This window comes from Rhodovastum atsumiense (assembly GCF_937425535.1).
Taxonomy (GTDB): Bacteria; Pseudomonadota; Alphaproteobacteria; order Acetobacterales; family Acetobacteraceae; genus Rhodovastum; species Rhodovastum atsumiense.
Genome location: NZ_OW485601.1, coordinates 4,011,308 through 4,036,894, shown reverse-complemented (window position 1 = coordinate 4,036,894; position 25,587 = coordinate 4,011,308). Strand labels below are relative to the sequence as shown.

At 69.8% G+C, this 25,587-nt stretch carries 26 protein-coding genes; 7 read left to right on the top strand and 19 right to left on the bottom strand.

Going from position 1 to position 25,587, the window contains the following annotated elements; translation table 11 throughout:
• Nucleotides 1-2 precede the first annotated feature (2 nt).
• From NBY65_RS18335 to NBY65_RS18325, 3 genes are read right to left on the bottom strand one after another with little or no spacing between them, the layout of a single operon-like run.
• Nucleotides 3-1,685 (bottom strand): ATP-binding protein, encoded by a 1,683-nt coding sequence (locus NBY65_RS18335; RefSeq protein ID WP_150041729.1) that lies wholly within the window; start codon nucleotides 1,683-1,685, stop codon nucleotides 3-5.
• A complete protein-coding gene (locus tag NBY65_RS18330) occupies nucleotides 1,685-2,071 on the bottom strand; it encodes a PAS domain-containing protein (protein WP_150041730.1) in 387 nt (128 codons plus the stop codon). Before NBY65_RS18330 ends, NBY65_RS18335 begins: the two co-directional genes overlap by 1 nt.
• Before the next feature lie 37 nt (nucleotides 2,072-2,108).
• The gene (locus NBY65_RS18325) at nucleotides 2,109-2,471 is read right to left on the bottom strand and encodes a phosphonate transporter (RefSeq protein ID WP_150041731.1); all 363 of its coding nucleotides are present in this window, start codon (nucleotides 2,469-2,471) and stop codon (nucleotides 2,109-2,111) included.
• A gap of 123 nt (nucleotides 2,472-2,594) precedes the next feature.
• Between NBY65_RS18325 and NBY65_RS18320 the strand changes: the two genes are divergently transcribed.
• Nucleotides 2,595-3,827, top strand: coding sequence for an AMP-binding protein (locus NBY65_RS18320; protein ID WP_150041732.1), 1,233 nt, complete (start codon nucleotides 2,595-2,597; stop codon nucleotides 3,825-3,827).
• A gap of 41 nt (nucleotides 3,828-3,868) precedes the next feature.
• Here NBY65_RS18320 and NBY65_RS18315 read toward each other — a convergent pair whose 3' ends face one another.
• A complete protein-coding gene (locus NBY65_RS18315) occupies nucleotides 3,869-4,636 on the bottom strand; it encodes an SDR family NAD(P)-dependent oxidoreductase (protein ID WP_150041733.1) in 768 nt (255 codons plus the stop codon).
• 111 nt (nucleotides 4,637-4,747) lie between these two features.
• Between NBY65_RS18315 and NBY65_RS18310 the strand changes: the two genes are divergently transcribed.
• Entirely contained in the window at nucleotides 4,748-5,647 is a 900-nt protein-coding gene (locus tag NBY65_RS18310) for a LysR family transcriptional regulator (protein WP_150041734.1), read from the top strand.
• 154 nt (nucleotides 5,648-5,801) lie between these two features.
• Here the strand turns inward: NBY65_RS18310 and NBY65_RS18305 are convergent, their stop codons facing one another.
• Both NBY65_RS18305 and NBY65_RS18300 read right to left on the bottom strand, forming a co-directional pair.
• The gene (locus NBY65_RS18305; RefSeq protein WP_150041735.1) at nucleotides 5,802-6,731 is read right to left on the bottom strand and encodes a lipase family protein; all 930 of its coding nucleotides are present in this window, start codon (nucleotides 6,729-6,731) and stop codon (nucleotides 5,802-5,804) included.
• Nucleotides 6,728-8,425, bottom strand: coding sequence for a metallophosphoesterase family protein (locus NBY65_RS18300; RefSeq protein WP_203330533.1), 1,698 nt, complete (start codon nucleotides 8,423-8,425; stop codon nucleotides 6,728-6,730). The genes NBY65_RS18305 and NBY65_RS18300 overlap by 4 nt, the downstream gene beginning before the upstream one ends.
• A 122-nt stretch (nucleotides 8,426-8,547) precedes the next feature.
• On the opposite strand from NBY65_RS18300, the gene NBY65_RS18295 reads away from it, so the two are divergent.
• Nucleotides 8,548-9,576, top strand: a complete 1,029-nt coding sequence (locus tag NBY65_RS18295; protein ID WP_150041736.1) for an AI-2E family transporter — start codon at nucleotides 8,548-8,550, stop codon at nucleotides 9,574-9,576.
• Between the two features lie 27 nt (nucleotides 9,577-9,603).
• Here the strand turns inward: NBY65_RS18295 and NBY65_RS18290 are convergent, their stop codons facing one another.
• From NBY65_RS18290 to NBY65_RS18275, 4 genes are all read right to left on the bottom strand, one after another.
• Nucleotides 9,604-9,786 carry a hypothetical protein gene (locus NBY65_RS18290; protein ID WP_150041737.1) on the bottom strand — a complete coding sequence of 61 codons (183 nt, stop codon included), beginning with the start codon at nucleotides 9,784-9,786 and terminating at the stop codon, nucleotides 9,604-9,606.
• A 217-nt stretch (nucleotides 9,787-10,003) separates the two neighbouring features.
• Nucleotides 10,004-10,420: a GNAT family N-acetyltransferase gene (locus NBY65_RS18285; protein ID WP_162530621.1), complete on the bottom strand. Its 417-nt coding sequence runs from the start codon at nucleotides 10,418-10,420 to the stop codon at nucleotides 10,004-10,006.
• Between the two features lie 79 nt (nucleotides 10,421-10,499).
• Nucleotides 10,500-10,982, bottom strand: a complete 483-nt coding sequence (locus tag NBY65_RS18280; protein WP_150041739.1) for a hypothetical protein — start codon at nucleotides 10,980-10,982, stop codon at nucleotides 10,500-10,502.
• A 123-nt stretch (nucleotides 10,983-11,105) separates the two neighbouring features.
• Nucleotides 11,106-11,735, bottom strand: coding sequence for a TetR/AcrR family transcriptional regulator (locus NBY65_RS18275; RefSeq protein WP_150041740.1), 630 nt, complete (start codon nucleotides 11,733-11,735; stop codon nucleotides 11,106-11,108).
• Nucleotides 11,736-12,014: 279 nt separating this feature from the next.
• On the opposite strand from NBY65_RS18275, the gene NBY65_RS18270 reads away from it, so the two are divergent.
• Nucleotides 12,015-12,254 carry a hypothetical protein gene (locus NBY65_RS18270; RefSeq protein ID WP_150041741.1) on the top strand — a complete coding sequence of 80 codons (240 nt, stop codon included), beginning with the start codon at nucleotides 12,015-12,017 and terminating at the stop codon, nucleotides 12,252-12,254.
• Between the two features lie 119 nt (nucleotides 12,255-12,373).
• Nucleotides 12,374-12,577: a hypothetical protein gene (locus tag NBY65_RS18265; protein WP_150041742.1), complete on the top strand. Its 204-nt coding sequence runs from the start codon at nucleotides 12,374-12,376 to the stop codon at nucleotides 12,575-12,577.
• A gap of 116 nt (nucleotides 12,578-12,693) precedes the next feature.
• Here NBY65_RS18265 and NBY65_RS18260 read toward each other — a convergent pair whose 3' ends face one another.
• The 3 genes from NBY65_RS18260 to NBY65_RS18250 all read right to left on the bottom strand — a co-directional run bounded on the left by NBY65_RS18260 (nucleotide 12,694) and on the right by NBY65_RS18250 (nucleotide 16,269).
• Nucleotides 12,694-13,530, bottom strand: a complete 837-nt coding sequence (locus NBY65_RS18260) for an energy transducer TonB family protein (protein ID WP_150041743.1) — start codon at nucleotides 13,528-13,530, stop codon at nucleotides 12,694-12,696.
• Between the two features lie 20 nt (nucleotides 13,531-13,550).
• The gene (locus tag NBY65_RS18255) at nucleotides 13,551-15,725 is read right to left on the bottom strand and encodes a TonB-dependent receptor (RefSeq protein ID WP_162530622.1); all 2,175 of its coding nucleotides are present in this window, start codon (nucleotides 15,723-15,725) and stop codon (nucleotides 13,551-13,553) included.
• 148 nt (nucleotides 15,726-15,873) lie between these two features.
• A complete protein-coding gene (locus tag NBY65_RS18250) occupies nucleotides 15,874-16,269 on the bottom strand; it encodes a DUF2946 family protein (protein ID WP_150041745.1) in 396 nt (131 codons plus the stop codon).
• A gap of 447 nt (nucleotides 16,270-16,716) precedes the next feature.
• Between NBY65_RS18250 and NBY65_RS18245 the strand changes: the two genes are divergently transcribed.
• Nucleotides 16,717-20,169: an ATP-binding protein gene (locus NBY65_RS18245; protein ID WP_203330534.1), complete on the top strand. Its 3,453-nt coding sequence runs from the start codon at nucleotides 16,717-16,719 to the stop codon at nucleotides 20,167-20,169.
• Nucleotides 20,166-20,579 (top strand): response regulator, encoded by a 414-nt coding sequence (locus tag NBY65_RS18240; protein ID WP_150041746.1) that lies wholly within the window; start codon nucleotides 20,166-20,168, stop codon nucleotides 20,577-20,579. The genes NBY65_RS18245 and NBY65_RS18240 overlap by 4 nt, the downstream gene beginning before the upstream one ends.
• A 54-nt stretch (nucleotides 20,580-20,633) precedes the next feature.
• Here NBY65_RS18240 and NBY65_RS18235 read toward each other — a convergent pair whose 3' ends face one another.
• The 6 genes from NBY65_RS18235 to NBY65_RS18210 all read right to left on the bottom strand — a co-directional run bounded on the left by NBY65_RS18235 (nucleotide 20,634) and on the right by NBY65_RS18210 (nucleotide 25,559).
• Complete coding sequence (locus tag NBY65_RS18235; protein WP_150041747.1) at nucleotides 20,634-20,804, bottom strand: GNAT family N-acetyltransferase; 171 nt, start codon at nucleotides 20,802-20,804, stop codon at nucleotides 20,634-20,636.
• Between the two features lie 209 nt (nucleotides 20,805-21,013).
• Nucleotides 21,014-22,240, bottom strand: a complete 1,227-nt coding sequence (locus NBY65_RS18230) for a M20/M25/M40 family metallo-hydrolase (protein ID WP_150041748.1) — start codon at nucleotides 22,238-22,240, stop codon at nucleotides 21,014-21,016.
• Nucleotides 22,237-23,493, bottom strand: a complete 1,257-nt coding sequence (locus tag NBY65_RS18225) for an allantoate amidohydrolase (RefSeq protein ID WP_150041749.1) — start codon at nucleotides 23,491-23,493, stop codon at nucleotides 22,237-22,239. The genes NBY65_RS18230 and NBY65_RS18225 overlap by 4 nt, the downstream gene beginning before the upstream one ends.
• A 32-nt stretch (nucleotides 23,494-23,525) precedes the next feature.
• Nucleotides 23,526-24,254, bottom strand: a complete 729-nt coding sequence (locus NBY65_RS18220; protein WP_150041750.1) for an amino acid ABC transporter ATP-binding protein — start codon at nucleotides 24,252-24,254, stop codon at nucleotides 23,526-23,528.
• Nucleotides 24,232-24,891 (bottom strand): amino acid ABC transporter permease, encoded by a 660-nt coding sequence (locus NBY65_RS18215; protein WP_150041751.1) that lies wholly within the window; start codon nucleotides 24,889-24,891, stop codon nucleotides 24,232-24,234. The genes NBY65_RS18220 and NBY65_RS18215 overlap by 23 nt, the downstream gene beginning before the upstream one ends.
• Nucleotides 24,888-25,559, bottom strand: a complete 672-nt coding sequence (locus tag NBY65_RS18210; RefSeq protein WP_150041752.1) for an amino acid ABC transporter permease — start codon at nucleotides 25,557-25,559, stop codon at nucleotides 24,888-24,890. The genes NBY65_RS18215 and NBY65_RS18210 overlap by 4 nt, the downstream gene beginning before the upstream one ends.
• Nucleotides 25,560-25,587 lie beyond the last annotated feature (28 nt).

The following is a 25,587-nucleotide window of genomic DNA, read 5'->3' as shown; positions in this document are numbered from 1 at the left end:
GCTCACTGTCCATCATCGGAAATGGCTTCCTGCAACACGGGCCGCGCGGTGACGCCCGCAAGAGCCGTCCTGTCCGCCCCCACGCGGTCCGGGGCGTCCTCGTGAACGGGGATCAGGATCGTCACCGTCGTTCCCTGCCCCGGCTCGCTCAGCAGCGTGATGATCCCGCGCATTTCCTGCACCAGGCCGTACACGACCGGCAGGCCGAGGCCGGTCCCCTGGCCGATGGGCTTGGTGGTGAAGAAGGGCTCGAAGACCCGGTCAAGCGTCTCCCGGTTCATGCCGCACCCGGTGTCGATCACTCGCAGGCGCACGTAGCGGGGCCGCCGCACTATCCTGGCGTGACCGGATTCCACAACCAGATGCTCGTTCAGCGTGACCCTCACGCTGCCCCGGTACCCCATCGCGGCCGCTGCGTTCGTCAGCAGGTTGAGGATGATCTGCGAGAAGGCCGTGCGGTTGACGGCAATGCGCGGCACGACCCCGGCCACCTCCGTCCGTACGAACACGTTGACCGGAATGGCCTGGCGCGCGAGGCGCAGGCTGTCAGCGAGCACCTCGGCGGGCTCCACCACCTCGACCTCGCGCACCCCCGGCCTGGAGAACGCGAGCAGGCCGGCGATGATCTCCTTCGTCTTTTCCGTGCACTCCAGCATGACATCGAGATGCTGACGCCCCGCCTCCCTGACCAGGTTGCTGATGATCAGCTCCTCGGCGAGCACGCCGATAGGCTGCAGCATATTGTTGATCTCATGGGCGACCCCACCCATCATGCGGCCGAGCGATTCCATCTTTTGCCGATGGCGTTCGGCATTTTCCTCGCTCTCGTGCCGCTGCCGCAGCTCGTGCATGGCCTTTCCGGCAGCCTTCATCAGATCGAAGCCGGCCGGCTGGTCAACCGGCGCGATGGCGACGTTGGCGGAGACGACGCAGTTCTCGTGTTCGATCCGGAACGGGGCGGCGATCGCCTCCTGGATCCTGTATTCCAGGTCCTTCAGCGCCTCGTTGCCGAGCCATCGGCACAGGATGACGAAGTTTGTCCCGCCGAGACGCGCGACGAAATTGGACTCGCCCGCGACCTTGCGCAACCGGTCAGCGATTTCGACCAGCAGCCGGTCGCCCGCGGTGTAGCCCCTCATTTCCATGATGGCCCGCACGCCGGCGATGTCGATGAAGACCAGCGTCGGCCGTTCGCCTTCCTGCCGGCCGGACTCGGCCAGCCTGAGTTCCAGCTGGCTGCGGTTGGGCAGGCGGGTCAAGGGATCGAAGTAACGACGCCAGGTAAGATCCGCCTTGGTCTCGGCGAGCTGCCGCTCCTGCTCGGCCTGCGCCGTCACGTCCTCGATGACGGCGATCCAGGCGGTCTGGTCGACGCGATGGATGGTGACCGAAAGCACCACGCGATGGGGCTCCATCACCGCATGGTAGCGCTCCTGGTGCATGACGATGCCGTGGTTGAAGGGAAACTCGCTCAGCCGCCTGTCCAGGTTCGGCACGAAGCGCCCCAGGGACGCGTAGACATTCGACAGGTCGCCGTCCGGCAGCAGCGGCATCAGCATCTGCGCCACCATCGGGTTGACCAGCTCGACCTCGCCATCCAGCCGGAACCGCATCAGGCCGATCGGCACGACGTAGAGGAAGTCGGTCAGGATCTCCAGGTCGGATGAGTGATCGCAATCGATCATCACGCCCCCTGGTCCACGGCCAGCGCCATCCGCGCCAGCGGCAGCCGCTTGAGCAGGCGCAGGCGCACCGGGACCACCTTCATGCGGAAGGTGAAGGTATGATGGATGGTATCATCGATGTCGGCATTCCCCAGCAGCCGTCCCGCAACCAGCGGGTTGTTCGTGCAACGCCCGAATGTCCGGAAGAAGTTCCGGCCGATGGCCCGCTCTCGGGTGAAGCCGGACGCCTTTGCCTCGTAGGCATTGTACAGCTCGACGTAACCGTCATGGTCCATGGCGATGATGCCGAACGGCAATCGATCGGCCTTGTCGCCATCGGCCTCCTGCAGCCAGTCCAGGAGCCGTGCGTCATCGAAGGGAGGGAATGTCAGTGGTCTGCTCCCCATGACTGCGGCGAAGGCAGAAAAATCGCCATTCCGGCCCTTAGCGCCGTTCCACGGCCAGGTACATGTACTGGCAGCCAGGATGCTTCAACAGGCGCAGCCGCACCGGCGTGCTGCGCATGCGCAGGGTGAAGACGTAATCAATGGTGTCATCGATTTCCGGCTCTGAATCAAAACGTCCCGCAACCATGTGATTGTTGGTGCAAGGCGCGACCGACGAAAAGAAATGGCGTCCGATGACCCGATCCGGCGTCAGCCCGGCGATGCTGGATTCCGCCTTGTTGTAGATGGCCACGATGCCATCCGGCACCATGCCGACGACGCCAAACGGAAGGGCGTCGATGGCCTGCGTGGAACTGGCGTGCAACCAGTCGTGCAATTGCGAATCAGCAAAACTTGGCATCTTCGAATGATTTCTCCAGATGCATGGAATCGATGGCTTCTGCTAGTATCGTTGCGCAAAATTAACGCACACCCCCGTGCGTTCAGGGTCAGGTTTTGTCGAAAATTATTGGAGAAACCGGCAATGGCGGAAGCTGCGCCCCCCGTGCTCCCGCGCCATGCCATCCTGCGCGTGCTGCGCTCGCTGCTGGCGGCCGAGCTGTGGCAGATCTCGCGGCGCGGCCTGTCTGCGCAGCAGGTGGCGGGCTGGCCCGGGCAAATCGACTTCGTCGCCGAGCTGGGCCTCGACAGCCTGGAGACGATGGCACTGGCGGCGGCCGTGAACGGCCTGTTTCGCCTGCACGAGGCTGGCATCGAGGCAATGCTGCTGGAGCGGAAGACGCTCGGGGAATGGGCGGACATCGTTGCCGCGGCACTGGCGGCCGGCACGGGTGGCGTGACCTTCCTCACCTCCGGCAGCACCGGCCTGCCGAAATCCTGTCCGCAGCCCTGGACGACGTTGATGGCGGAAACGGCGCACTGGCACGCGGCCTTTGCGGACCGGCGCCGTATCGTCCAGTCCGTGCCGTCGCATCACATCTACGGCTTCCTCTTCACCGTGCTGCTGCCGGAGCAGGCCGGCTGGCCGGTGCTGGATGCCCGCGCCATGGCGCCGGGGCCGTTGCGGCAGGCGCTGCACGCCGACGACCTGGTGGTGGCATTCCCGACCGCGTTGCGACGTCTGCTCGCCGAGGTGCCGGCGCTGCCGGCGGGATTGCGGATCGTCAGCTCGACCGCGCCGTTGCCGGAGGATCTGCACGCGGCGCTGCTGGCCGCCGGGGCCGCCGAGGTGATGCAGGTCTATGGCAGTTCGGAAACCGCCGGCATCGGCTGGCGCACCGCCCCGGACGCGCCGTTCCGCCTGCTGCCGCGCTGGCGCGCCGACCGAACGGCCGGAGCGGCCGCCCTGGTCGAGAGGGCGACCGGTCGCCCCTGGCCGCTCGTCGATGACGTGAGCTGGACGCCCGATGACGGGCTGGTGCTGCGGGGGCGGCGCGACGAGGCCGTGCAGGTGGGCGGCGTCAACGTCCACCCAGCGCGGGTCGCCGGGCAGTTGCGCACGCATCCCGCCGTGGCGGATTGCGCGGTGCGGCTGGACACCACCCTGCCGGAGCCACGCCTCAAGGCGTTCGTGGTGCCGGTGGAAGGGGTTGATGCGGCCCTGCTGCCCGGGCAACTCGATGCGTGGTGCCGGCAACGCTTCGCCGCGGCGGAGCGACCGGTCCATTTCACCATCGGCGCGAGCCTGCCACGCGCGGGGATGGACAAGGCCGGCGACTGGGATGCGGTGGCGGGTGGCGCGACGCCGGACGGCTGAAGCCCGACCAGCCGGTGGCATCTTCCCGCCCTCGCCCCTGCCTAGACGAACATGCCGCCGGACACCTCGATGCGCTGGGCGTTGATCCAGCGATTATCCTCGCTCAGCAGCGTCGCGACGGCGGGGCCGATGTCGTCGGGCAGACCGGCCCGCCCGAGCGCGGTCACGCCGGCGATGAAGGCGTTGACCTGCTGGTTGTCGCGCACCGCGCCGCCGCCGAAATCGGTCTCGATCGCGCCGGGAGCAATGGTGTTGACGGCGATGCCGCGTGGGCCCAGTTCCTTCGCCAGATAGCGCGTCAGCACCTCGATCGCGCCCTTCATCGCCGCATAGGCGGCGTAGCCCGGCAGGCTGAAGCGTGCGAGCCCGCTGGAGATATTCACGATGCGCCCGCCATCGGCGAGCAGCGGCAGCAACGTTTGGGTCAGGAAGAACACGCCCTTGAAATGGACCGCCATCAGCCGGTCGAAATCGGCTTCGGTGGTCTCGGCGAAGGGCACATTGAGGCCGAAGCCCGCGTTGTTCACCAGGAAATCGAAATTCGCGCGGTTCCAGCCATCCGCCAGCGCCTGCTGCAGCGCCGCCGCGAAAGCAGCGAAGCCACCGGTGTCGCCGGTGTCGAGCCGGAGCATCACCGCCTTGCGCCCGAGCGCGGCAATCGCCGCCGCCGTGGCATCGGCCTCCGCGCCGTTGCTGTGATAGGTGCCGATCACGTCCACGCCCTTGCGCGCCAGCGCAATCGCCATGTTGCGTCCCAACCCACGGCTGGCACCGGTCACCAGGGCGATCTTCGTGCCATTCGTCGTCATGCTCGCTCTCTCCCGTGCAGGTCCGGTCGCTCCGGACGGGGCAAAGGTGGCCCTTTCCCATGCGCGCATAATCGGCCATGATTCAGGATCACTGTCCGGATTTCGCGAAGAATGGATCGGATCGACGCCATGCGCCTGTTCACGCGGGTGGTGGAGCGCGGCAGCTTCATCCGCGCGGCCGAGGATCTCGACCTGCCCGCCTCGACGGCGACCGACGCGGTGAAGCGGCTGGAGGCGCGGCTCGGGGTGCGGCTGCTGCAGCGGACGACGCGGCATGTGCGGGCGACGCCGGACGGGGAAGCCTATTACCGGCGCTGCCTGTCGATCCTGGACGACATCGAGGACGCCGAGAGCGCCTTCAGCGGCGCCCGGCCGCGCGGCCTGCTGCGCGTCGACGTGCAGGGCAGCCAGGCCCGCCGCTTCATCGTGCCCAGCCTGCCCCGCTTCTTCGCCGCCTATCCCGACATCGAACTCTCCATGAGCGAAGGCGACCGCCTGGTCGACCTGGTGCGCGAAGGCATCGACTGCGTGCTGCGCGCAAGCGAGCCGAAGGACAGCGACCTGGTCGCGCGGCGCCTCGCCACCGTGCCGGAAGCAACGGTCGCCTCGGCCGGCTACGTGGCCCGCTTCGGCCGGCCGCGGCGCTGGAACGCGCTGGAGGGACATCGAATGATCGGCTTCCGCTCCTCGGCGACCGGGGGCGTGCTGCCGCTGGAATTCATGGTGAAGGGCGTGCGCCGGACGGTGATGCTGCCCTCGGTGCTGTCGGTGAACGGCGCCGACACCTACATCGCCGCCGCACGCCAGGGGCTGGGGCTGATCCAGGTGCCCCGCTATTCGGTCGAGCCGTCCCTCGGCGACGGCACGCTGGTGGAATGCCTGCCAGAGACACCACCTTCGCCGACCTCGGTCTACGTGCTGTATCCGCGCAGCCGGCAGCTCAGCCTGCGGGTGCGGGTGTTCATCGACTGGATCGCGAAGGAATACGCCGGGCAGCTTGGGGCGCCGTAGCGGGGCGTTGCCCCGCACCCCACCAGGAGGCTCCGCCTCCTGGACCTCCGCCAAGGGCAAAGCCCTTGGAACCCATTCCTTGCCGCGCAGCGCACCTGGGGTGCAGGGGTCCCCTGACCCCTGCCGGGTCCAGGGCGGAGCCCTGGCCTTTCCTTTACAAAACCCCCAGTGCCCGCAAGTAACGATCCGGAACGTGGTCGCGGACGACCACCGGCAGGCTGTCGATCACCAGGGCGGCCAGACGGTCGCCGGGAAAGGGCGGCAGGTCCTGCGCCGGCGGGGCCGCGAGCGCGGTGCGCATCCAGCCCCACATCCCCGCTTCCTCTTCCGCCGACGCCTCTTCCCGGTCCGGCAGCAGCGCCGCGGGATGGAAGTGGCTGCCATGGCCACAGGCCAGCGATCGCCCGACATGGCGATAGGCGAAGGGCGCCTCGGCCGGCGGCAGGTTCGCCACCAGGTCGGCGCCGTACACCAGCCGCAGGATCCGCTCGCCCAGCCCCGCCTCGCGCAGCGTGCGCGCGAAGGCGGCGTCGCCGACACGTGGCATGCCGAAGGTGCAGACGCCGCCGATGCGCGCGACGGGCAGGATGCCCTCGCGCACCAGGCGCTGTGCCGTCACCACCGCGAGCGCGCCGCCCAGGCTGTGGCCGGCCAGGAAGACCGGCCCGTCGCCTTCCAGCGCCGCCTGCACCGAGGGCCACACCGCCGTGGCCCCCGCCTCGAACCCCGCGTGCAGCCCGTCCTCGGTGCGCCGCGCCATCAGGTCCAGGATCCAGTCGCCGATGCGCGTCGGCGCGGTGCCGGAAAACGCCACCACGCAGGCCGTCCCGGCGCGCGCCACGAAGCCGCCGGCGCAGGGCAGCGGCAGGAAGGTGCCGATGGCGCCGGCGAAGACCGACACCGCCTGCCAGCCCCACCCGGCGAGCACCGACACCACTTTCTCCGGCACATCGGCCTCGTAGGCGAGCTGGGCCGCCCAGCCGAGCGCGCGCGCGTTGTCGAGCGACACCGGGTCCGCCACCAGCGGGGCCGGGCGCCAGCCCAGGTAGAGCGCTTCCGGCCAGCCCGTCAGCGAGGTGCTCATGGCATGATGCGCTCGGGGCGCAGCAGCGCGACATGGCCCGCGCCGTCATTGGCCAGCGTGTGCACGTAGAAGCCATCCCCCTTGGCCATCACCGGCGAGGGCGCCGAGACGATGCGGATGCCGCCGCAACTGCCGATCCAGTCGATGTGCCGGTGCCCGTGCATCACCACGATCCGCCGTGCATGGCGGCGCAGGCGGCGCAGCACCCAGTTGCCGTTGATCAGCACCGTGCCGATCCGCTCCGAAAGGGCCGAGGCAGGCGCTGGATATTCGACGAGGTGGTGATGCAGGGCGACGATCCACACCGCGCGCGGCCAGCGCGCGAGCGCCCGGTCGATGCCGCGCGCCTGCCGTGCCGTGACCAGCCCGAGCGCGTTGGTGAAGGAGAAATGCGTCGCCGCGTTGGAATTGAGGATCAGCACGCCAAGCCCGTCCGGCTCCGCCGGCGGCAGGACCAGCGGAAACACCGCGTCCCACAGCTCCGCCACGCCCCGGCGCAGCCGCCGCTGCCCGGTCGTGGCAAACCCCGCCAGCGTGTCGCGATGCGGCGCCAGGGCCTGGGCCAGCGTCGCCTCGCCGCTGTGCACGCGCCCGCCCTGCAGCGCCGCCATCGCCGCCAGCATGCGGATCTGGCGCAGGCGCGGGGTCGGGCTGGTCGGCAGGTCGAGCCGGGCCGGATTGGCGCGATCGACGATGTTGACGTCATGATTGCCCGGCACGATCAGCATGCGCGCCGCCAGGGCGGGATGCGCGGCCAGCGCGTCCTGGAACTCCGCCCATTCCGCCGAGCGCCCCGCATCGGTGATGTCGCCGGTGACCAGCACCAGATCCAGCGGCGCCGCTTCGTGCAGCGCCGCGAGCCGCGCCAGCAGCGCGATGAAGCGGTCATTGCCGCGTGGCCCGGCGCGCCCGCTCTCGATGCGGAATCCGTAGCGCTCGCCGACGACATGCAGATCCGACAGATGCGCGACCCGCCAGCGCCGCGCTCCCTCGGGCGCGGCGTCGAAGGCCGCGAGGTCCTGCTTCTGCCCCATCATGGCATCGGCCAGCCCCCAGGCCAGCGCCGCCACGGCCAGGCCGGCCGAGGTCAGGGCCAGGGCGTTCGCCAGCACCATCACGGCCAGTTCGCCCGGGGATGCGACAGGCGGGATGCCGCCGAACAGATGCAGGAACGGCCAGGCCAGCAGGATCACCGCGACGCCCAGCACACTGACGAGAACGCCGGCAAAGGCGGCGACGGCCCGGCGCAGCGCCGCCCGCGTGCCGCTTCCGGCATGGACCGGCAGCACCCGTTCGGCGAGGTGGCGCAGCACTTCGCGGCAGGCGACATAGACCGGCTGCACCACCAGCGCGAGCAGCGACCAGACGCTGCGCTCGGCCAATGGCAACAGCCTGCGGCCGGCGAACCAGCCGCCGGCCAGCAGCGCCACCAGCAAGGCGAGCGCGCCCGCCTCCACCGCGACCAGTCCCAGTTTCGTCGTGACGCTGGCCAGCCAGGCCGAGACGATGATCGGCGCGGCGCCCAGCACCACGGCCGGCAATACGACCAGCAGCAGCCAGGCGATCAGCAGACGCGAGAGGCTGATCTCGACAAGCAGGCTGCCGGCCAGCGACAGCATCGAGCGACTCTTGGTTGAGGACGCGTCATCCTCGAAATCGCCGTTGCGCGGATCGAGGCCCATGTTCTCGCTCATGCGCGCAGCATACGCCGCGCCGCCGGCTGTTGCATCCGTGACCGCGCCGGCGGAACGGTACGATTGACAGCGCGCCGGATCCGGCCCTGAGTCCCTGGCTGCGGAACAGCAAGGAGCCGCGCATGCCGCAGGATCGCTTCACGCGCGCATGGCTCTCGATCTGCGGTCTTGTGCTGCTGCTCGCCGCATGCCAGGCCGCGTCGTCCTTTCTCGCGCCGATGACCTGCGCGGTGTTCGCCGCCGCGCTCACCTGGCCGATGCAGCGGAGATTGCAGCGATGGCTGCCGCAGCTCGCGGCGCTGGCGATCACCATCGCCGTCGCCCTCGTGGTCGTGGTGGCGCTGGCCTCGGCGGTGGTGTGGGGCCTGACCCGGGTCGGCGGCTGGCTGACCGGCAATGCCGCGGTACTGCAGGCGCTGTACACGCAGAAGGCGGACTGGCTGGCCAGCCATGACATCTACCTGGGCAGCATCGCCGCCGGGCATTTCAACGTGACCTGGCTGATCCGGGCGTTGCAGGAACTGGTGGTGCAGTTGCAGGGCTTCCTGCGTTTTGCGCTCATCACCTTCGTCTTCCTGATGCTGGGGCTGCTGGAAGTGGAAGCGTCCTGCGCCAAGCTCGCCTCCCTGCCCGACCGGGATGCCGCCGCGGCGCTGCTGCGCGGCGCCGCCGAGACCGGATCGCGGTTCCGCCGCTACATGCTGGTGCGCACGCTGATGAGCGCGGTGACCGGGGTGGCGGTGTGCGGGCTGGCCGCGCTGCTCGGGCTGGATCTGGCGGTGGAATGGGGCGTGCTGGCCTTCGTGCTGAACTACATCCCCTTCATGGGGCCGCTGGTCGCGACCGTGCTGCCGACGCTGGTGGCGATCGTGCAGTTCGAGTCGATGCAGGCGGTGGCCGTGGCGTTCCTGGGCCTCAACGCCGTGCAGTTCTTCATCGGCAGCTACCTGGAGCCGCGGATCGCCGGGGCGGCGCTGTCGCTGTCGCCCTTCATGGTGCTGGCCGCGGTGTTTTCCGGCAGCTTCCTGTGGGGCATCCCCGGCGCCTTCATCGGGGTGCCGGTGGTGATCGCGGTGACGACCTTCTGCGCCCAGGCGCCGACGACCGAGTGGATCGCCGACCTGCTGGCCGCGCGGCCGCGCCGGCCCTGAACCGGTGCGGCCCGCGGCCGCGGCGGTTCAGGCGTGCGAGGACCCCGAGTGGCCGCCGGCGATCATGCCGATGATCGGCGTCAGCGCCACGCCGGCGAGCAGAAGCAGGAAAGCGGCCAGTTCCAGCCTGAAGGCGAAGGCGACGACGGCAAGCCCGCCGAGCAGGAAGGCGGCGATCGCGAGCATGTCGGAAAGAAGCGGATGGCGCATCACGCTGTGTCCCCTGTGATTGTGGTGGTATATGGCGGCAATATGGGGTGTGTTGTGCGCTGCACAATATCCGTGATTCGGAACCCAGCCCCCCGATTATGGCGGGGGGCCGGCCCAGGGGCGGCAACCGCCCTGCGCAAAAGCGCCGGTATTTCGTGGCAGGATCGCGATGACGCCGCCCACACGGGAACATTCCCGCGAAGCCATGGAAACTGCCTCAGCGCAGCCGCCTGACATGCGACGCCGCGTCGCCGGTAACGGCAACGAACCCGTGCCTGATGTAGAAGCCGGCCGCCTGCGGCGTCGTCCGGAGCCGGACCGTATGGAAAGTCCCTTCTGTGTACCTGAGGATTTCCGCAAGCAGGGCGGCGGCCACGCCGTGGCGGCGCGCCGAGGCCAGGACATACAAATGACGCAGCCGGCCGACCCCCGCGTCATCCGTGTAAGGATCGCGGTTGAGCCCGCACACCCCCACCAGTCCCGTGGCCTCCCAGGCACCGAGCAGCCCCTCTCCGGCGCGGTCGAACCGGTTCGTGCCGGCGTGCCACTCCGTGACCAGCCGGTCGATGAAGCGGAAGCCCTCAGCGGCGGCCTGCGCCCGCAAGGCCTCGATGCCGTCGGGAAGCTCTGTCAAGGGGGTGATGCGAAGAGCGTCCTGCATGACGGCAGCATGGCCCCCACGCGGGACGGCGTCGAGGCGGCGGGCGCCGGCGTCACCTGCCGATGGTTCCCTGGATTTCGTGGAACAGCGTCTGGATCTTCGCGAAGGAACCTGGATTCCTGTCCTTCATTTTCTTGAGCTCATGCGCCATGGCCCGGAATTTCGCCACCGTGGCATCCGCCTGCCGGTCCTCGAACACGGTCGAGGCTTTGCTGGCCGCCTTGGCAAGGATCTCGAACCGTTTGAGGTCCTCGTTTTCAGGCGCGGTCAGCTTCAGTTCCCCGGACTGCATGTGCGAAACCACCACCGACAAGGCGTCGATGATCTTGTTGAGCTGGCTTCCGTAGCTGCCGACGGTGTCGAGGACGTGGTGCTCGACATCCCTGTCATCGACATTGCATCCAAAGTTAAATTGCGGGCAAAACCACTGCCGCCAAAAGTTGTGCCAGTCCGTCCAGGGAAAGTAGATGAAATCCTCCAGACCGGGGAAGCTGGTGAAGGCACTGCCGAATGGAGGCGAATACGGCCGGTTCATGTGCCACCTGCGACCTACATTTGATTTATTATCACATCACACTACAGGTCAGGCCACACCATACACCATTCCTTCACAATGAAACCCTGACCATCGCGGTCATCATGGCGACCCGCGCCCAGGTCACGCACCGGCCCGGCGCAGCACGCCGGAGGTGAAGGTGGCGATGACCATGCGCAGATGGGCCTCGATCTCGGCCTCGGTGTAACCGTCCACCAGCCCCAGCACCCGGCGCAGATGCAGGTCGCCCAGCACGCCGCCGATGAAGACCCTGGCCAGCCCGTCCGGATCATCCGCCTGCAGCATCCCGGCCCGGGCCGCGGCCCGGAACCAGGAGGTCAACCGCCCCTGAAACCGCCTCGGCCCGAGATCGAAGAAGAAATCAGCGATTCCGGACACCCGGTGCGCCTCCGCGGTGATGATGCGATAGGTGGCAATGGCATCGTCGGCCAGCACCGCATCCAGGAAACGCCGCCCCAGCTCACGCAGCGCGGCCTCGGCGCCGAGCGCCGGGACCGGATCCACATCGAGCGCCTGCCAGGTCCGCGCGATGGCGCGCTCGATGATGGCCCGCAGCAGGCCCTCCTTGTTGCCGAACTGCGCATACAACATCGTGCGGGACCCGCCCGAGCGCTCGAGGATATCGCTCAGGCTGACACGTTCGTAGCCCTGCTCCATGAACAACGCCGTCGCGGCCTCCAGCATGGCCTGCCGGCGAATGAGTCCGCGCTGCTGCAGCCTGATCGCAGTCACCCCGGTCCTTCCCCTGGTTACGCACCGATGTTCCACCGAAACGCCCTTGCCGGCAATCAGTACGGTACTGTATGGTACTGTTTAATCCAAGGATGGACCACCCCAGACAGCGCCACCCCCTGTCCCCGATGGACCCCGCCATTCCCCGCTCTGCGCGCCGGCATGGATCACGCCCCCGGCGCGGGGACGCCAGACCCGCCCCGCCCCGGCGGGACGTCGAGGGCCGGCGGCACGCCACCATCCTGGCGCAACGAACCGATCATGATTCCGGAGCAATGCATGAAACCGATCCTGAAATGGACCAGCCATCCGAATAACTGTCTGACATCGGAAGCCGGCGGGATTCAGGTGCTCATCGAAGAAGTCGGATGGCAATGCAGATACGTCATATCCCGCCGCAACGACGCGTCCGGCCGGCGCCAGGTCGTGAGCACGGGCAGCGCGCGCGAGCCCGACCAGGCCAAGCGGCTCGCGGAAGACTTCATCGTCCGGAAGGCCGGCCTGAAATTCGGGACGTGACCGGCATGCCCGGCCACCGCCCCGCGCGCATGGATATGCGCGGGGGAACAACCGGCGGCAGCCGTATCACGACCATGCAGAGACAAATTCGTTTTGCAGCGCCTCACAGGTTTGGCCCCATGCAGGATGCAGAACCGATGGCTGCCGGGCTGACCGGAGCCCATGACAGCGGGGAAGCGCCGGCGCCGTCGCGCCGACGGATCCATCCGCTGCGCCGGGCCGGGGGCTTCATGCTCCGCCTGGTGCTGCCGCTGTCCTGGCCCGTGCTGCTGCTGACCCCGGTGATGGGGCTGGTCGCATCGTATTTCCTGAAGCTGCTGTAATACCGCCCGGCCAGTAAAACCCGGCAGCACGGGATGCCGGTGGTCACCCCCACGAAGGAAATCCCGGTTCCAGGGGCGGGGCAGTGGGACGCCCGCGGCGAACAGCCACCGGCCCGCTACCGGAACACGAACGGCAGCGTGAAGCTGCGTTGCGCGCGCGTCGCCCCGATCGGCGCGGCGGGGTACGGGGCGGCCTTGCGCAGGATCTCCAGCGCGACCCGCTCGACCGACCCGTCGCCGCCCGGCTCCACCCCCGCGCTTTCCAGCGCACCATCGGCGGCAAGCGTGAAGATCGCCACCACCGTGCCGCTGACCGGGACGCTGCGGGGACGGGCGCGCTCGATGCGCATGCGGACCTGCCGCGCATAGGTGCGCAACTGCTCTTCCAACGTCTGGCTGGTCACCACGCCAGCGGCGAGCGCCAGGCCGGACGCCGCCGGTTCCGCCGCCACCGCCGGGGCCGGCGCGGCAGGCGCCATGGCGACCGGCGCCCCCGCCGCCAGGACGACGGCGCGCGGCGGAGAGACGGCGGGCGCCGCCACGACAGGCGGGCGCGGGGCCGCAGGCTTCGTCCGGGCCCGCGGCGGCACCGGCGGCGGCGTGACCGGACGGGGCGGTTCCGGCAGGGCCTCCGGCGAGGGCTCCTGCTCCGGCGGCACGGGCGGGGCCGGCGGTTCCGGTGCGGCCGGCGTCACCGCCTCCGCCGGCCCGGTTTCCGCCGCCTCGGTTTCCGTGGGGGGAATGTCGGCGGGCGGCACGGCCTCCGCCGCCGCGACGGCCTCCACCGGCGCCGCCGCGGCCTCTGCCGCCGCCAGTTCCACCACAAGCTCGGGAACCGCCCCTTCCCCCGCCCGCTCGCCGCCCAGGGACAGCGCCAGCAGCCCCAGCGCGGCATGGCCGGCGAGCGACAGCGCGACGCCGCGGCGGATCGGCACCGCCCCGTCCGGCCGCATGCGCCGCGCTGCCGGAGGCGTCACAGCCTGAACGTCACCCCGGCGATGAAGGTCCGCCCCGGTGCCGGCACGCTGCCCAGCTCGCCCACCCGGCCGGTGGCGCGCCAGTCGGCATAGTCCACCCCGCCCAGCGGTTCATAGTATTGCTGGTTCAGCAGGTTCTCGATGGCGAAATCCAGCCGCACGTTGCGCCATTCATAGCTGGTGCGCAGGTTCATCACCGCGAAACCCGGCGTGGAGGGTTCGTAGCGGTCGCCGTCCACCAGCGCCTTCGGCGCCACCAGCCGCAGTTCCGCCCGGCTCGTCCAGCCGCCGAGCTGGTGCGTCAGCGCCGCCTGCGCGTTCAGCGGCATCATGTGATACAGGCTCTTGCCGGAATCGATGTAGTTGCCCTGCAGCCAGCCGATCACGCCCTGCACGCCTACCGTGCCATAATCCTGGCCCCGCCACAGCACCGCCCGGCCGGACACATCGACACCGTAGATCTGCGCATCACGATTGGCGAATTGCAGCTTGGCGATGGTGGTGCCGCCCTGCGCGAGGCTGCCCACGCGGGTCACGCCGATGAAGTCGTCGACATAGGTGTAGTAGGGCGTGATCCGCGCCTCCCACGATTCCTTCGCGGCGTCGTGCCAGACCGCGGAGACGCTGACGGTGTGCGCCACTTCCGGCTTCAGGTCGATGTTGCCGCGATAGTAGTTCACGTCGCCGAACCAGCCGATCATGCTCTGCGCCATGTTGCCCGCGCCCCAGGCATAGCGCTCGTACAGGTTGGGCGAGCGCGTCTTGCGCGCATAGCCGAACTCGCCGGTCAGCGTCTCGGTCGCCTCGTAGCGGGTCAGCGCCGTCAGGTCGAGATTGACGTCGGTGCGCGCCCGGTTCTGCGCGTTGAACACCTTCGCCGCGGCGATGTCGGCGGCCGACATCATCGAGGTCCAGCTGTACGGCTGCACCGTTCCGGTATCCATCCACACCGTGTCGATGCGCGCGCCCAGCAGCGTGCTCCAGGCGTCGGTCCAGCGTGCCTCCCATTCGCCGAAGACGCCCAGGCGCGTGCGCGTGCCGTTGTTGATGTTGAGGTAGGTGTTCGGGCTCATCATCCCGGTGCCGACCGGCGGCCACCAATCCTTCAGCCGCAGTGCCTCCAGGTCGCTGCCGACGCGCAGCAGGTGGCGCTCGCCCACCGGCAGGTCCAGCTTCACCCGGTAGCCGAGCGTGGTGCCATGCGTCTTCATCGGCATGCCGCCGGTGGCGTCGCCGCCCTTGTCGGCCAGGAAGTTCATGTAGTGGCGCACATCCTGCCACCACAGCCGCAGGTCGACCTTCCCCCAGCCCAGGTCACGGGTGTAGCTGCCGTTGACGTAGCTGCTGTGGTTGCCCTTCAGGTCCATGCGCTGGTTGGGGAAGCCCTGGTAGGGCATGATCTGCACCCCACCCTTCAGCACGAACAGGCTGTTCTCGCCCTGCACGCCCAGCGTGCCCTGGTGGTTGGCGGTCTGGTAGTTGGTCGACAGCACCTTGTTGCCGTTGCCGTCCACGTAGTCGTGGCCCTGCGCCCAGGACCCGGCATAGCCCAGGCTGACCCGCTGCGTCGCCGCCCCGACCGTGCCGGCGGTGGTGATGCTGTCGCCGTTGCTGCGGTAGAAAGTGGAAACGCTGGCGTCCCAGCGTGGGCTTTCCGCTTCGGTGGCGAAGGCCGGCGGCGGCGTGTCGACCAGGATGGTGCCGCCGATGCTGTCGCCGCCCAGGCTGACCGGCGTCACCCCCGGCAGCACCGTCGCCCGCCCCACATTGGTCGGATCGACATAGGACAGCGGCGGGTTCATGTGGTTGGCGCAGGCCGAGGCGGCAGTCATGCCATCGGTCAGGATGCGCACCCGGTCATCGGCGAGGCCGCGCAGCACCGGCAGGCTGGACACCGCCCCGCCGGTCTGCAGCGCCACCCCCGGCAGCGTGCCAAGCAGCCGCGCGGTGTCGCTGGTGGCGGCACGGCCATTGGCCAGCGCCGCCTCGCCAAGGCTGGAGGCGTCCACCGGCCGCGACAGCTCGGCATCGGCCTGCACGCGCACGGCCGGAAGCGGGGTCGGGGCTTGCGCCCGGGCGCCGCCGGCGGCGAGCGCGGCGGCGGAGGCCAGCGTCATCAGGCCAAGCCCGGAGGGCCGGCGCGCGGAATGGGTCTGTGTCTTGGGTCGCACGAAATTCGTTCCAGGATCGCAGGCGAAGCGAAGGGCCGCCGGCGGCCGCCGCGACGGCGGCATCGCCGCGTCGCGTTGGTCGGACCACCGGATCGGTCGCGGCACCGGGGCATGCCCGCGCAGGGGCGGCGCCCGGGTCCGGCCGGGATCACCCCTGGGGATTCATGCCCTGAGCGGGCACTCCGGGCGGCGCCCTGGTGCGGCGCCCGAGCAGGAAATCCCGGCGCGCCACGATGCCGGCCGGCATCGGCGCCGCCAACTGCGTCAGCACCACGCGGCGCGGCGGCGGCGGATCCGGCACCCCGGCCACCATCCAGCCGGGATGGGCGATGCAGAACCAGCACGCCTTCCCCGCGGGCGGCAGCTTCGCGCCGTCGGCATCGAGCGCCACTTCCTCCGCACCATGCTCGGTGCAGATCGTCACCGTCAGCCCCTCGCCCGACGGCGCCTGCAGGCCACGCAGCAGCGGCATCAGCAGCAGCGCCAGCAACGCGACACGCGCCGGCCATGACCACGGCCCGCGCAACCAGGCGGAACGGATCACGGCGCGCGCGACGATGAGAGGCGACGGGGAATGGTCACGGATGGCGTATAATACCGTTACCAAACGTAGTCATCACGACCAGCGTCGATCGCGCGTGAATTGCCGAACCTGTGGCGGCAATGCCACGCTGCCGCCACCCCATGGAGGCAAGGACCACCGAGACCGCGAGGCCGGTCGCGAACGACGGCCCCCGGATCGCATCCGCCATAATCGAGAAATCGTGAAACCCACCCAAAACCGCCGCCACCGTGGAGGATGCCGGGCCAATCCGCCGCCCTCCCCTGCGACCCGGCCGGGCGGAGCAGGGCGCCCCGGCCGGCAGCGCAACCCAGGCGAAACCGGCAGTGGCTTTTCCTACCAATCTCACAAATAATCGCATATTATTGTCTGCGATTTCAAAATATTGATTCACGCCCCTGGAAATGATCCGGATCGCCGCGGGCGGGCATGAGGAGCGAATTCCGCGAGAAGGGCAGCCCGATGGGCCGATCGGCGACAACGGCGAACAGCGACCAGCCCCCCACCTGCGGACGCGATCCCACGAGCTGCGCCCTGGCGCGGCGGCCCGACCGCGCGGCCAATCTCGACTTCCTGGCGGGTGGCGGCGAGATGGCGGAGCTGATCCGCGCGAAGGACTGGTCGGCGACCCCGCTCGGTCCGATCGTCGATTGGCCGCAAAGCCTGCGCACCGCCGTCAGCCTGTGCCTCGCGTCAACCTTTCCGATTTCCATGACCTGGGGCCCCCAGCACGTCCAGATCTACAACGATGGCTACTGGCCGATCTGCGGCGCCAAGCATCCGCATTCGATGGGCATGGATTTCAGGGAATGCTGGGCCTCCGCCTGGCCGGTCATCGGGGCGGCCTTCGAGACGGCACTGGCCGGGCAAAGCGTCTTTCTCGAGAACCAGAGGATCTTCATCGACCGCTACGGCTATCTTGAAGAAACCTTCTTCACCTTCAGCTTCAGCCCGATCCGCGACGAGAGCGGCGGGATCGGCGGCCTGTTCCATCCGGTGACGGAAACCACGCGGTCGATGCTGCTGGAGCGGCGGACCCGCGCCGTGCGCGACCTCAACGGCCGCCTCGCCAGGGCCAAGACGCCCGCCGAGGTGTTCGCGCAGGCGGCAGCGACCCTGACGGAAAACACCTTCGATCTGCCTTTCGTGCTGCTCTACCAATTCGAGGAAAGCGGGCAATCCGACGAAAGCGGGGGCAATGCCGGCGCGGGCTACCGCCTGGCCGCCCGGACCGGCATCGCCACCGGGACCGCCGCGAGCCCGCCGGTCCTCGCCCATGGCGTGGCCTCGCCCTACCCGCTGGATACGCCCGGCGGGTCGCATGCCCCGGTGACGGTGACCGGCCTCGCCGCGATGCTCCGCGACACCACCTGCGGCCCTTACGAGGAACCGCCCGACTGCGCCGTCATGGCGCCCATCGGTCCGTCGGAGACGGGCCGGCCCGCGGCGCTGATGATCGCCGGGGTCAGCCCGCGGCTGCCCTTCGACGACGCCTATCGCGGCTTCTACGAGCTGGTGGCGGCGGCGCTGGCGAACGGGCTGGCCAATGCGCAGGCCTACGAGGCGGAGCGCCGGCGGGCCGAGGCCCTGGCGGTCATCGACCGCGCCAAGACCGCGTTCTTCTCCAACATCAGCCACGAGTTCCGCACGCCGCTGACCCTGCTGCTCGGCCCGGTGGAGGATGCGCTGGCGGACGCGGCCCCCCTGCCCCCCGCCCAGCGCGAGCGCCTGCAGGTCGCCCACCGCAACGCGCTGCGCCTGCTGCGGCTGGTCAATTCCCTGCTCGATTTCTCGCGCATCGAGGCCGGGCGGGTGCAGGCACGCTTCGAGCCCACCGACCTCGCCGGCCTGACCATCGACCTGGCCAGCAATTTCCGCTCCGCCTGCGAGCGCGCCGGCCTCGACCTGCGGGCCGACTGCCCGCCGCTCGGCGCGCCGGTGCACGTGGACCGGGAGATGTGGGAGAAGATCGTCCTCAACCTGCTGTCCAACGCCTTCAAGTACACGCTGGACGGCGGCATCGCCGTGTCGCTGCGCAACGCCGGCGCCGTGGCGGAACTGGTCGTGCGCGACAGCGGCGTCGGCATCGCCGCCGAGGAGCTGCCGCGGCTGTTCGAACGCTTCCACCGCATCGAGGGCCAGCGCGGCCGCACCCAGGAAGGCAGCGGCATCGGCCTCGCCCTGGTCGAGGAACTGGTGCGCCTGCACGGCGGGAAAATCGGGGTCACCAGCACGCCGGGGCACGGCACGACCTTCACCGTCACCGTGCCCTTCGGCACCGCCCACCTGCCCCCGGACCGCATCCGGGGCGAGCGCGTCCTGGCCTCCACCGCCGTGCGCGCCAGCGCCTATGTGGAAGAGGCCCTGCGCTGGCTGCCCGACGACGCCGCGCCGGCCCCGGCCTGCCCGGTGGCAGAGGCGCCGGACGCGGTCGCGGGAGGCCCCCGCATCCTGCTGGCCGACGACAACAGCGATGTCCGCGCCTATGTGGCGCAGATCCTGCGGCAGGGCGGCTACGCGGTGGAGACGGTGTGCGACGGCGCCGCCGCCCTCGCTGCGCTGCGGCGCGGCCCGCTGCCGGACCTGCTGCTGAGCGACGTCATGATGCCGGTGATGGACGGCTTCGCGCTGCTGCGGACCGTGCGCGCCGACCCCGCCATGGAGGGGCTGCTGGTGATCCTGCTCTCGGCGCGGGCGGGCGAGGAAGCGCGGGTGGAGGGCCTGTCCGCCAGCGCCGATGACTACCTGGTCAAGCCGTTCAGCGCGCGGGAGCTACGCGCGCGCATCGACGCGGCGGTGACGCTGGCGCGCCATCGCCGCGAGGCGGCCGAGCGCGAACGCGACCTCCGCGCCGAGCTTGCCGCCGAACGCGGGCGCGCGGCGCTGCGCGAAAGCGAGCAGCGCCTGGAGCTGGCGATGCGGGCAGGTGGCATGGGAAGCTGGGAACTGGACCTGGCAACGGACGGCTTCACCCTCTCGCCGATCTGCCGCGAGCATTTCTGCCTTGGCCCGCAGGACCAGGTGGAGACGCGGGCCGATATCGTCCGGCACCTCCACCCCGACGACCGGGCCCGCGCCGCGGCGGCGCGGGAAGACGCGGTGGGCAACGATTCGGCGCTGGACATCGAATATCGGGTGATTGCCCCCGACGGCGCCATCAGGTGGCTGCAGGTCCGGGGGCACGCGATCTACGGGCCGGGAGGCGTGCCGCTGCGCCTGATCGGCGTCTCGCTCGACGTCACCGCGCGCAAGCGGGACGAGGAACGGCTGCGGCTGCTGCTCGCCGAGCTGAACCACCGGGTCAAGAATACGCTGGCCACCGTCCAGTCGATCGTGGCGCAGACACGGCGGAGCGCGCCCGATCCGGCCGCGTTCATGGAAGATGTCGTCGGCCGCATCATGGCCCTGGCGCGGGTGCACGAATTGCTGACGGCGGCATCGTGGGACGGCGCCTCGCTCGCCGACGTGGTCACCCGCACGCTGGCGCCCTATGCGGGCGATGCGGCGGGGACACGACGGGTCCGGGTGGAAGGGCCACCGGTCACGCTGGGCCCGACCGCGTCGGTGACGCTGGCCATGACCTTCCACGAGCTGGTCACCAACGCCGCAAAGTATGGGTCGCTGTCGGTCGCCGGGGGAGAAGTGCAGATAGCGTGGCGGATCGAGCGCGAGGGCGACTCCGCGGACGTCGTCATTGACTGGTGCGAATCAGGTGGGCCGGGGCTGGCCGGCCCGCCCCGGCGGCACGGCTTCGGCACCCGCCTGATCGAACGCGGCATGCCCGCGGAACTGGGCGGCGAGGTGCGGATGGACTTCACCACGGATGGGCTGCACTGCTACATGTGCCTGCCGGTTTCAGCGAAGATCATGGTGCAGGCATGACGGATCCTTCAGGGACGCTCGACGGCGCGCGGCTCCTGGTTGTCGAGGACGAGGCCATGGTGGCGATGCTCGTCGAGGACATGCTGACCGACCTCGGCGGCGTGGTGGTGGAAGTGGCCGGGACGGTGGCCAGGGGGCTCGCCGCCGCGGCCTCTGAGACCAGCGCGCTCGACGCCGCCGTGCTCGACGTCAATGTCGGTGGCGAGAAGGTGTTCCCCGTCGCCGAGGCGCTGGCGGCGCGGGGCGTTCCGTTTGCCTTCGCGACGGGCTATGGCGCCGAGGGCATCGAAGCCCGCTTCGCCGCCGCACCGGTGCTGGCCAAGCCGTTCACGATCGAGGCGCTGCAGCAGGTGTTCCAGAAGCTCCTGCAGGCCGGGCCGGATGCCGATGCCCGTACGGCCACGACGTAGCCCGCAAGGGCCGTGCCCCGTTGATGCCCAGGCGGCCGGCGCCGGCGGGAGACTTCACCCGAGCCGCTTCGCCATCTTGATCGCGTCCAGCGTGCCGAACCGGCTTTCCGCCCGGCCCACCTCCTCGTAGCCGAGTGAGCCGTAGAACCGGCGTGCGACGTGCGAGCTGAGCAGGCTGGCCCGGCGCACGCCGCGCGCCGCAAGATGGCCCTCCATGTGAGCCATCAGGGTACGGGGCAACGCCCCATAGGCGTTAGGTTAAGGCCAGGGCTCCGCCCTGGACCTGCCAAGGGCCGGCCCCTTGGTCCGCTTCGCGGCCCAAGCCCATTCGCGCTGCGCGGCACAGAGTATTGGGTTCCAAGGGCGAAGCCCTTGGTGGAGGTCCAGGAGGCAAAGCCTCCTGGTGGGGGCGGGGCAACGCCCCGCAACCGGCCTCAGGCCGCGAGCAGATCCCACAGCGCGCAGGCCACGACTTCGGTGGCCTTGCGCAGATCCTCCAGCCGCAGGTTCTCGTCGGCCCGGTGCGCGTTCGCCGCCTCGATGCTGCGCGGCCCGGCGCCGTACAGCACCACCGGGATCCCGGCCTCGGCGTAATGCCGCGCATCGGTATAGAGCGGCACGCCCTGGCTGCGCACCGGCTCGCCCATCACCCGCGTCGCCTGGGTGCAGAGCAGCCCGGCCAGGCGCTCCGCCCCCGGCAGCGGCACCAGCGGCCGCGCCAGCAGGATCCGCCGCACCGTCACCCGCGCCTGCGGAAACGCCGCCGCGGCCCCGGCAACCACCGCGCGCAGCCGCTCCTCGACCGCCTCCGGCGCTTCCTCGGGGATCATGCGGCGATCGAGGCGCAGCACCACGCGGTCCGGCACGACATTGGTGTTGATGCCGCCTTCGATCAGCCCGACGGTCAGTTGCGGCGAGCCGATGCCAGCCACCGCCGAAACCGTATCGGCCAGGGTGTGGCGATAGGCATAGAGCGCGGTCAGGATGCCGTTCGCCGCTTCCAGCGCGTCGATCCCGGTCGCGGGCAGCGCCGCATGCGCCGACCGCCCCCGCACCTCGATCTCCAGGTGCAGGCAGCCATTATGCGCGGTGACCACCGCATGGCCGAAGCCGGCGCAGATGGCGAGGTCCGGCTTGCTGATCCCCTGCTCCAGCAGCCATTGCGGGCCGATCGCGCCGCCGACCTCCTCGTCATAGGTCAGGTGCAGTTCCACCGTGCCGCGGGCGAGGCCGGCCGCCTCCAGCGCCCGCAGCGCGAAGGCATAGGTGGCGAAATCGGATTTGGAGACGGCGACGCCACGGCCGTACATCGTGCCGTCGACGATCTCCGCGCCGTAAGGCGGATGCGTCCAGCCCTCGCCCGGCGGCACCACGTCGCCATGCGCGTTCAGCGCCACCACCGGACCGTCGCCGAAGCGACGCCGCACCACCAGGTTCACCGCGCTCACCATGCCGTTGGCCCGCACCAGGGCGTCCGGCACGGGGTGGCGCTCGACGGTGAATCCCATCTCCTCCAGCAGCACGGCGGTGCGTTCGGCATGCGGGGCGCAATCGCCTGCCGGGTTATCCGAGGGATGCCGGACCAGCTCCGCCAGGAAGCGCACCTCCTCGGCGAAGCCGGCGTCGATGGCGTGGCGGAGGCGTTCGGAGATGTCGGTCATGGGGAAGGACTCAATCCGGGAGTGAAGGTTTCGACGAAGCGCAGCAGCACGCGCGCCCCGGTTTCGGCATCGGCCGCGGTGACGGATTCGGCGGGATGATGGCTGATCCCCCCGGCACAGCGAACGAACAGCATGGCCATCGGCCAGAGTTTCGCCAGTGCCATGGCATCATGGCCGGCCCCGCTGGCGAGCGTGGGCGCCACGATCCCATCCGCCCGCACCGCGGCGGCAAGCCCGCGCATCAGCCCCGCATCGCAGGCAGCGGCCGGGCTGTCATGCAGCGTCTCGATGGTCATGGTCACGTGCCGGCGCGTGGCGATGGCGTGCAAGCGCCGGCGCAGCGCCGCCATGCGCTCCGCCCGCAGCGCGTCGTCGCCGGCGCGCAGGTCGACGGTGAAACGCACCCGTCCGGGAATGACGTTGATGGCGCCTGGCTCCGCCGCGATCTGCCCCACCGTGGCGACCAGCCCGTGCGCGCCGGCGGCGACCGCCTCGACCGCCAGGATCATCTCCGCCGCGGCGGCCATGGCATCGCACCGCAGTTCCATCGGCACCGTCCCCGCATGCCCGGCCCGGCCCGCCACGGTCACCGCACTGCGGGTCGCGCCGGCGATGGCGGTGACGATGCCGACCGGCTGCTCGGCCGCCTCCAGCACCGGCCCCTGCTCGATGTGCAGTTCGACATAGGCCAACCCCTCCGCCTGCGAGCGGGCGGCCCGCGGCAGCGCTGCCGGATCGAGGCCGAAGCCGCGCAGCGCCTCCGCCAGCGTGACGCCATCGGCATCGCGCACCGCGTCCGGGTCGCAGGCCAGCGTGCCGGCGACGGCGCTGCTGCCGATCAGGCTCGGCTGGAACCGCGCGCCTTCCTCTTCCCAGAAGCCGATCACCTCGATGGCGAAATCCAGGCGCCGCCCCTGCCGGTGCAGCGCCTCCACCACGGCGATGGCGGCGACCACGCCGAGCATGCCGTCGAAGCGGCCGGCGTCGCGCACGGTGTCGAGATGCGAGCCGAGCAGCAGCGCCGGCAAGCCGGGCGTCCGGCCCTCGTAGCGGCCGACCACGTTACCGGCCGCGTCCTCGCGCACCGCCATGCCGGCCGCGCGCATCCAGCCCGCCACCAGGTCATTGGCATGGCGGTGCTCAGGGGTCAGGTAAAGCCGGGTCAGCCGCCCCGGATCCTGGCTGATCGCGGCCAGGGCATCGATGCGCGCCAGCAGGGCGGCACCGGACAAAGGGTCATCGGAGAGGAACATCGGCAGGCTCGCACCAGGGAAACACAGGCGGCTCAGCCATGAGCGCCGAGGAACTGCCGCAGTTCCGGCGTGCGCGGATGGTCGAACAGCTCCGCCGGCGGGCCGATCTCGTGTACCCGGCCCTGGTGCATGAACACCACGCGGTCGCAGACCTCGCGGGCGAAGCGCATCTCGTGCGTGACCATCAGCAATGTCATGCCCTCGGCCGCCAGTTCCCGCACCACGGCCAGCACCTCGGCCACCAGTTCGGGATCCAGCGCCGAGGTGATCTCGTCGCAGAGCAGCGCCAGCGGCTGCATCGCCAGCGCCCGCGCGATGGCGACGCGCTGCTGCTGGCCGCCCGACAACTGGTCCGGATAAGCGTGAAATTTCTCGGCCAGCCCGACGCGCTCCAGCATGCGCCGCGCCATCGCCTCGGCTTCCTGCTTCGGCGTCTTCTTCACCACCATCTGCGACAGCATGACATTGGCGCCCGCGCTCAAATGCGGGAACAGGTTGAACTGCTGGAAGATCATGCCGACCTTCAGCCGCAGCGCCTTCAGGTGGATGGCATCGGGCACCAGTTGCGCCCCCGCCACCATGATCGAGCCGTCGTCGATCGTCTCCAGCCCGTTGACGCAGCGCAGCAGCGTGCTTTTGCCCGAGCCGCTGCGGCCGATGATGCAGACCACCTCGCCGCGATCGACATCGAGGTTGATCCCCTTCAGCACCTCGACGGCGCCGAAGCGCTTGCGCACCTCAGTGATGGCGATGAGCGACATGCAGCCTCCTTTCCAGAACCTGGCTGCCCTTCGACAGCGGCCAGCACAGGCCGAAATAGATCAGCGCCACCAGCCCATAGACGGTGAAGGGCTGGAAGGTCGCGTTGGTGACCACCGTGCCGGCCTTGGACAGCTCGACGAAGCCGATGATCGAGGTCAGCGCCGTGCCCTTCACCACCTGCACCGAAAACCCGACGGTGGGCGGCACCGCCACGCGCAGCGCCTGCGGCAGGATCACGTATCGCATCTGCTGCAAATAGCCCATGCCCAGGCTGGCCGAGGCCTCCCATTGCCCGCGCGCCACCGCTTCCACGCAGCCGCGCCAGATCTCGGCGAGGAAGGCGGCGCTCCACAGCACCAGCGCGAGCCCGGCGGCGAGCCAGGCCGGCACGTCGATGCCGAACAGGCCGAGCCCGAAGAAAGCCAGGAACAACTGCATCAGCAGCGGCGTGCCCTGGAACAGTTCGATATAGCCCTGCGCCAGCGCCCGCGGCAGCCGCGTGCGCCCGATGCGCAGGAACAGCAGCGCCAGCCCGACCACGCCACCGCCGAGGAAGGACACCAGCGACAGCAGCACCGTCCAGCGCGAGGCCAGCAGCAGGTTGCGCAGGATGTCCCAGAAGGAAAACTCCATCATGGCGCCGCCCTCCGCGCGAACAGCATCCGGCCGATGCCGCGCAGCACCTGCCGCAGCGCCAAAGCGAGCAGCAGGTAGATCACGGTGGAGACGATATAAGTCTCGAAGGCCCGGAAATTGCGCGACTGCACGAAATTGGCGGCGAAGGTCAGGTCCTCGGCGGCGATCTGCGACACCACCGCCGAGCCGAGCATGACGATGACGACCTGCGAGGACAGCGCCGGCCAGATGCGCTGCAGGGCCGGCACCAGCACCACGTGGCGGAAGGTCTGCAGCCCTGTCATGCCGAGGCTGGCGCCGGCCTCGAACTGGCCGCGCGGCGTGGCCTGGATGCCGGCGCGGATGATCTCGCAGCTATAGGCGCCCAGGTTGATCACCATGGCGAGCCCGGCCGCCTGCAGCTCCGACATGCGCAGCCCCAGCGAGGGCAGGCCGAAGAAGATGAAGAACAGCTGGATCAGGAACGGGGTGTTGCGGATCAGCTCGACATAGGCGGCGACCGGCGGACGCAGCCAGCGCGGCCCGAGCGCACGCACCCAGGCGCAGGCGATGCCAAGTGCGCAGCCAAGCAAAGCGCCAACCCCGATCAGCCAGATCGTGGTCAGCACGCCCTGCAGCAGGATCGGCCAGTAGGCCCAGATCCAGGAGAAGTCGAAATGGTAGCTCATGGAGTGATGCGGCCTTCCGATCTTCGGC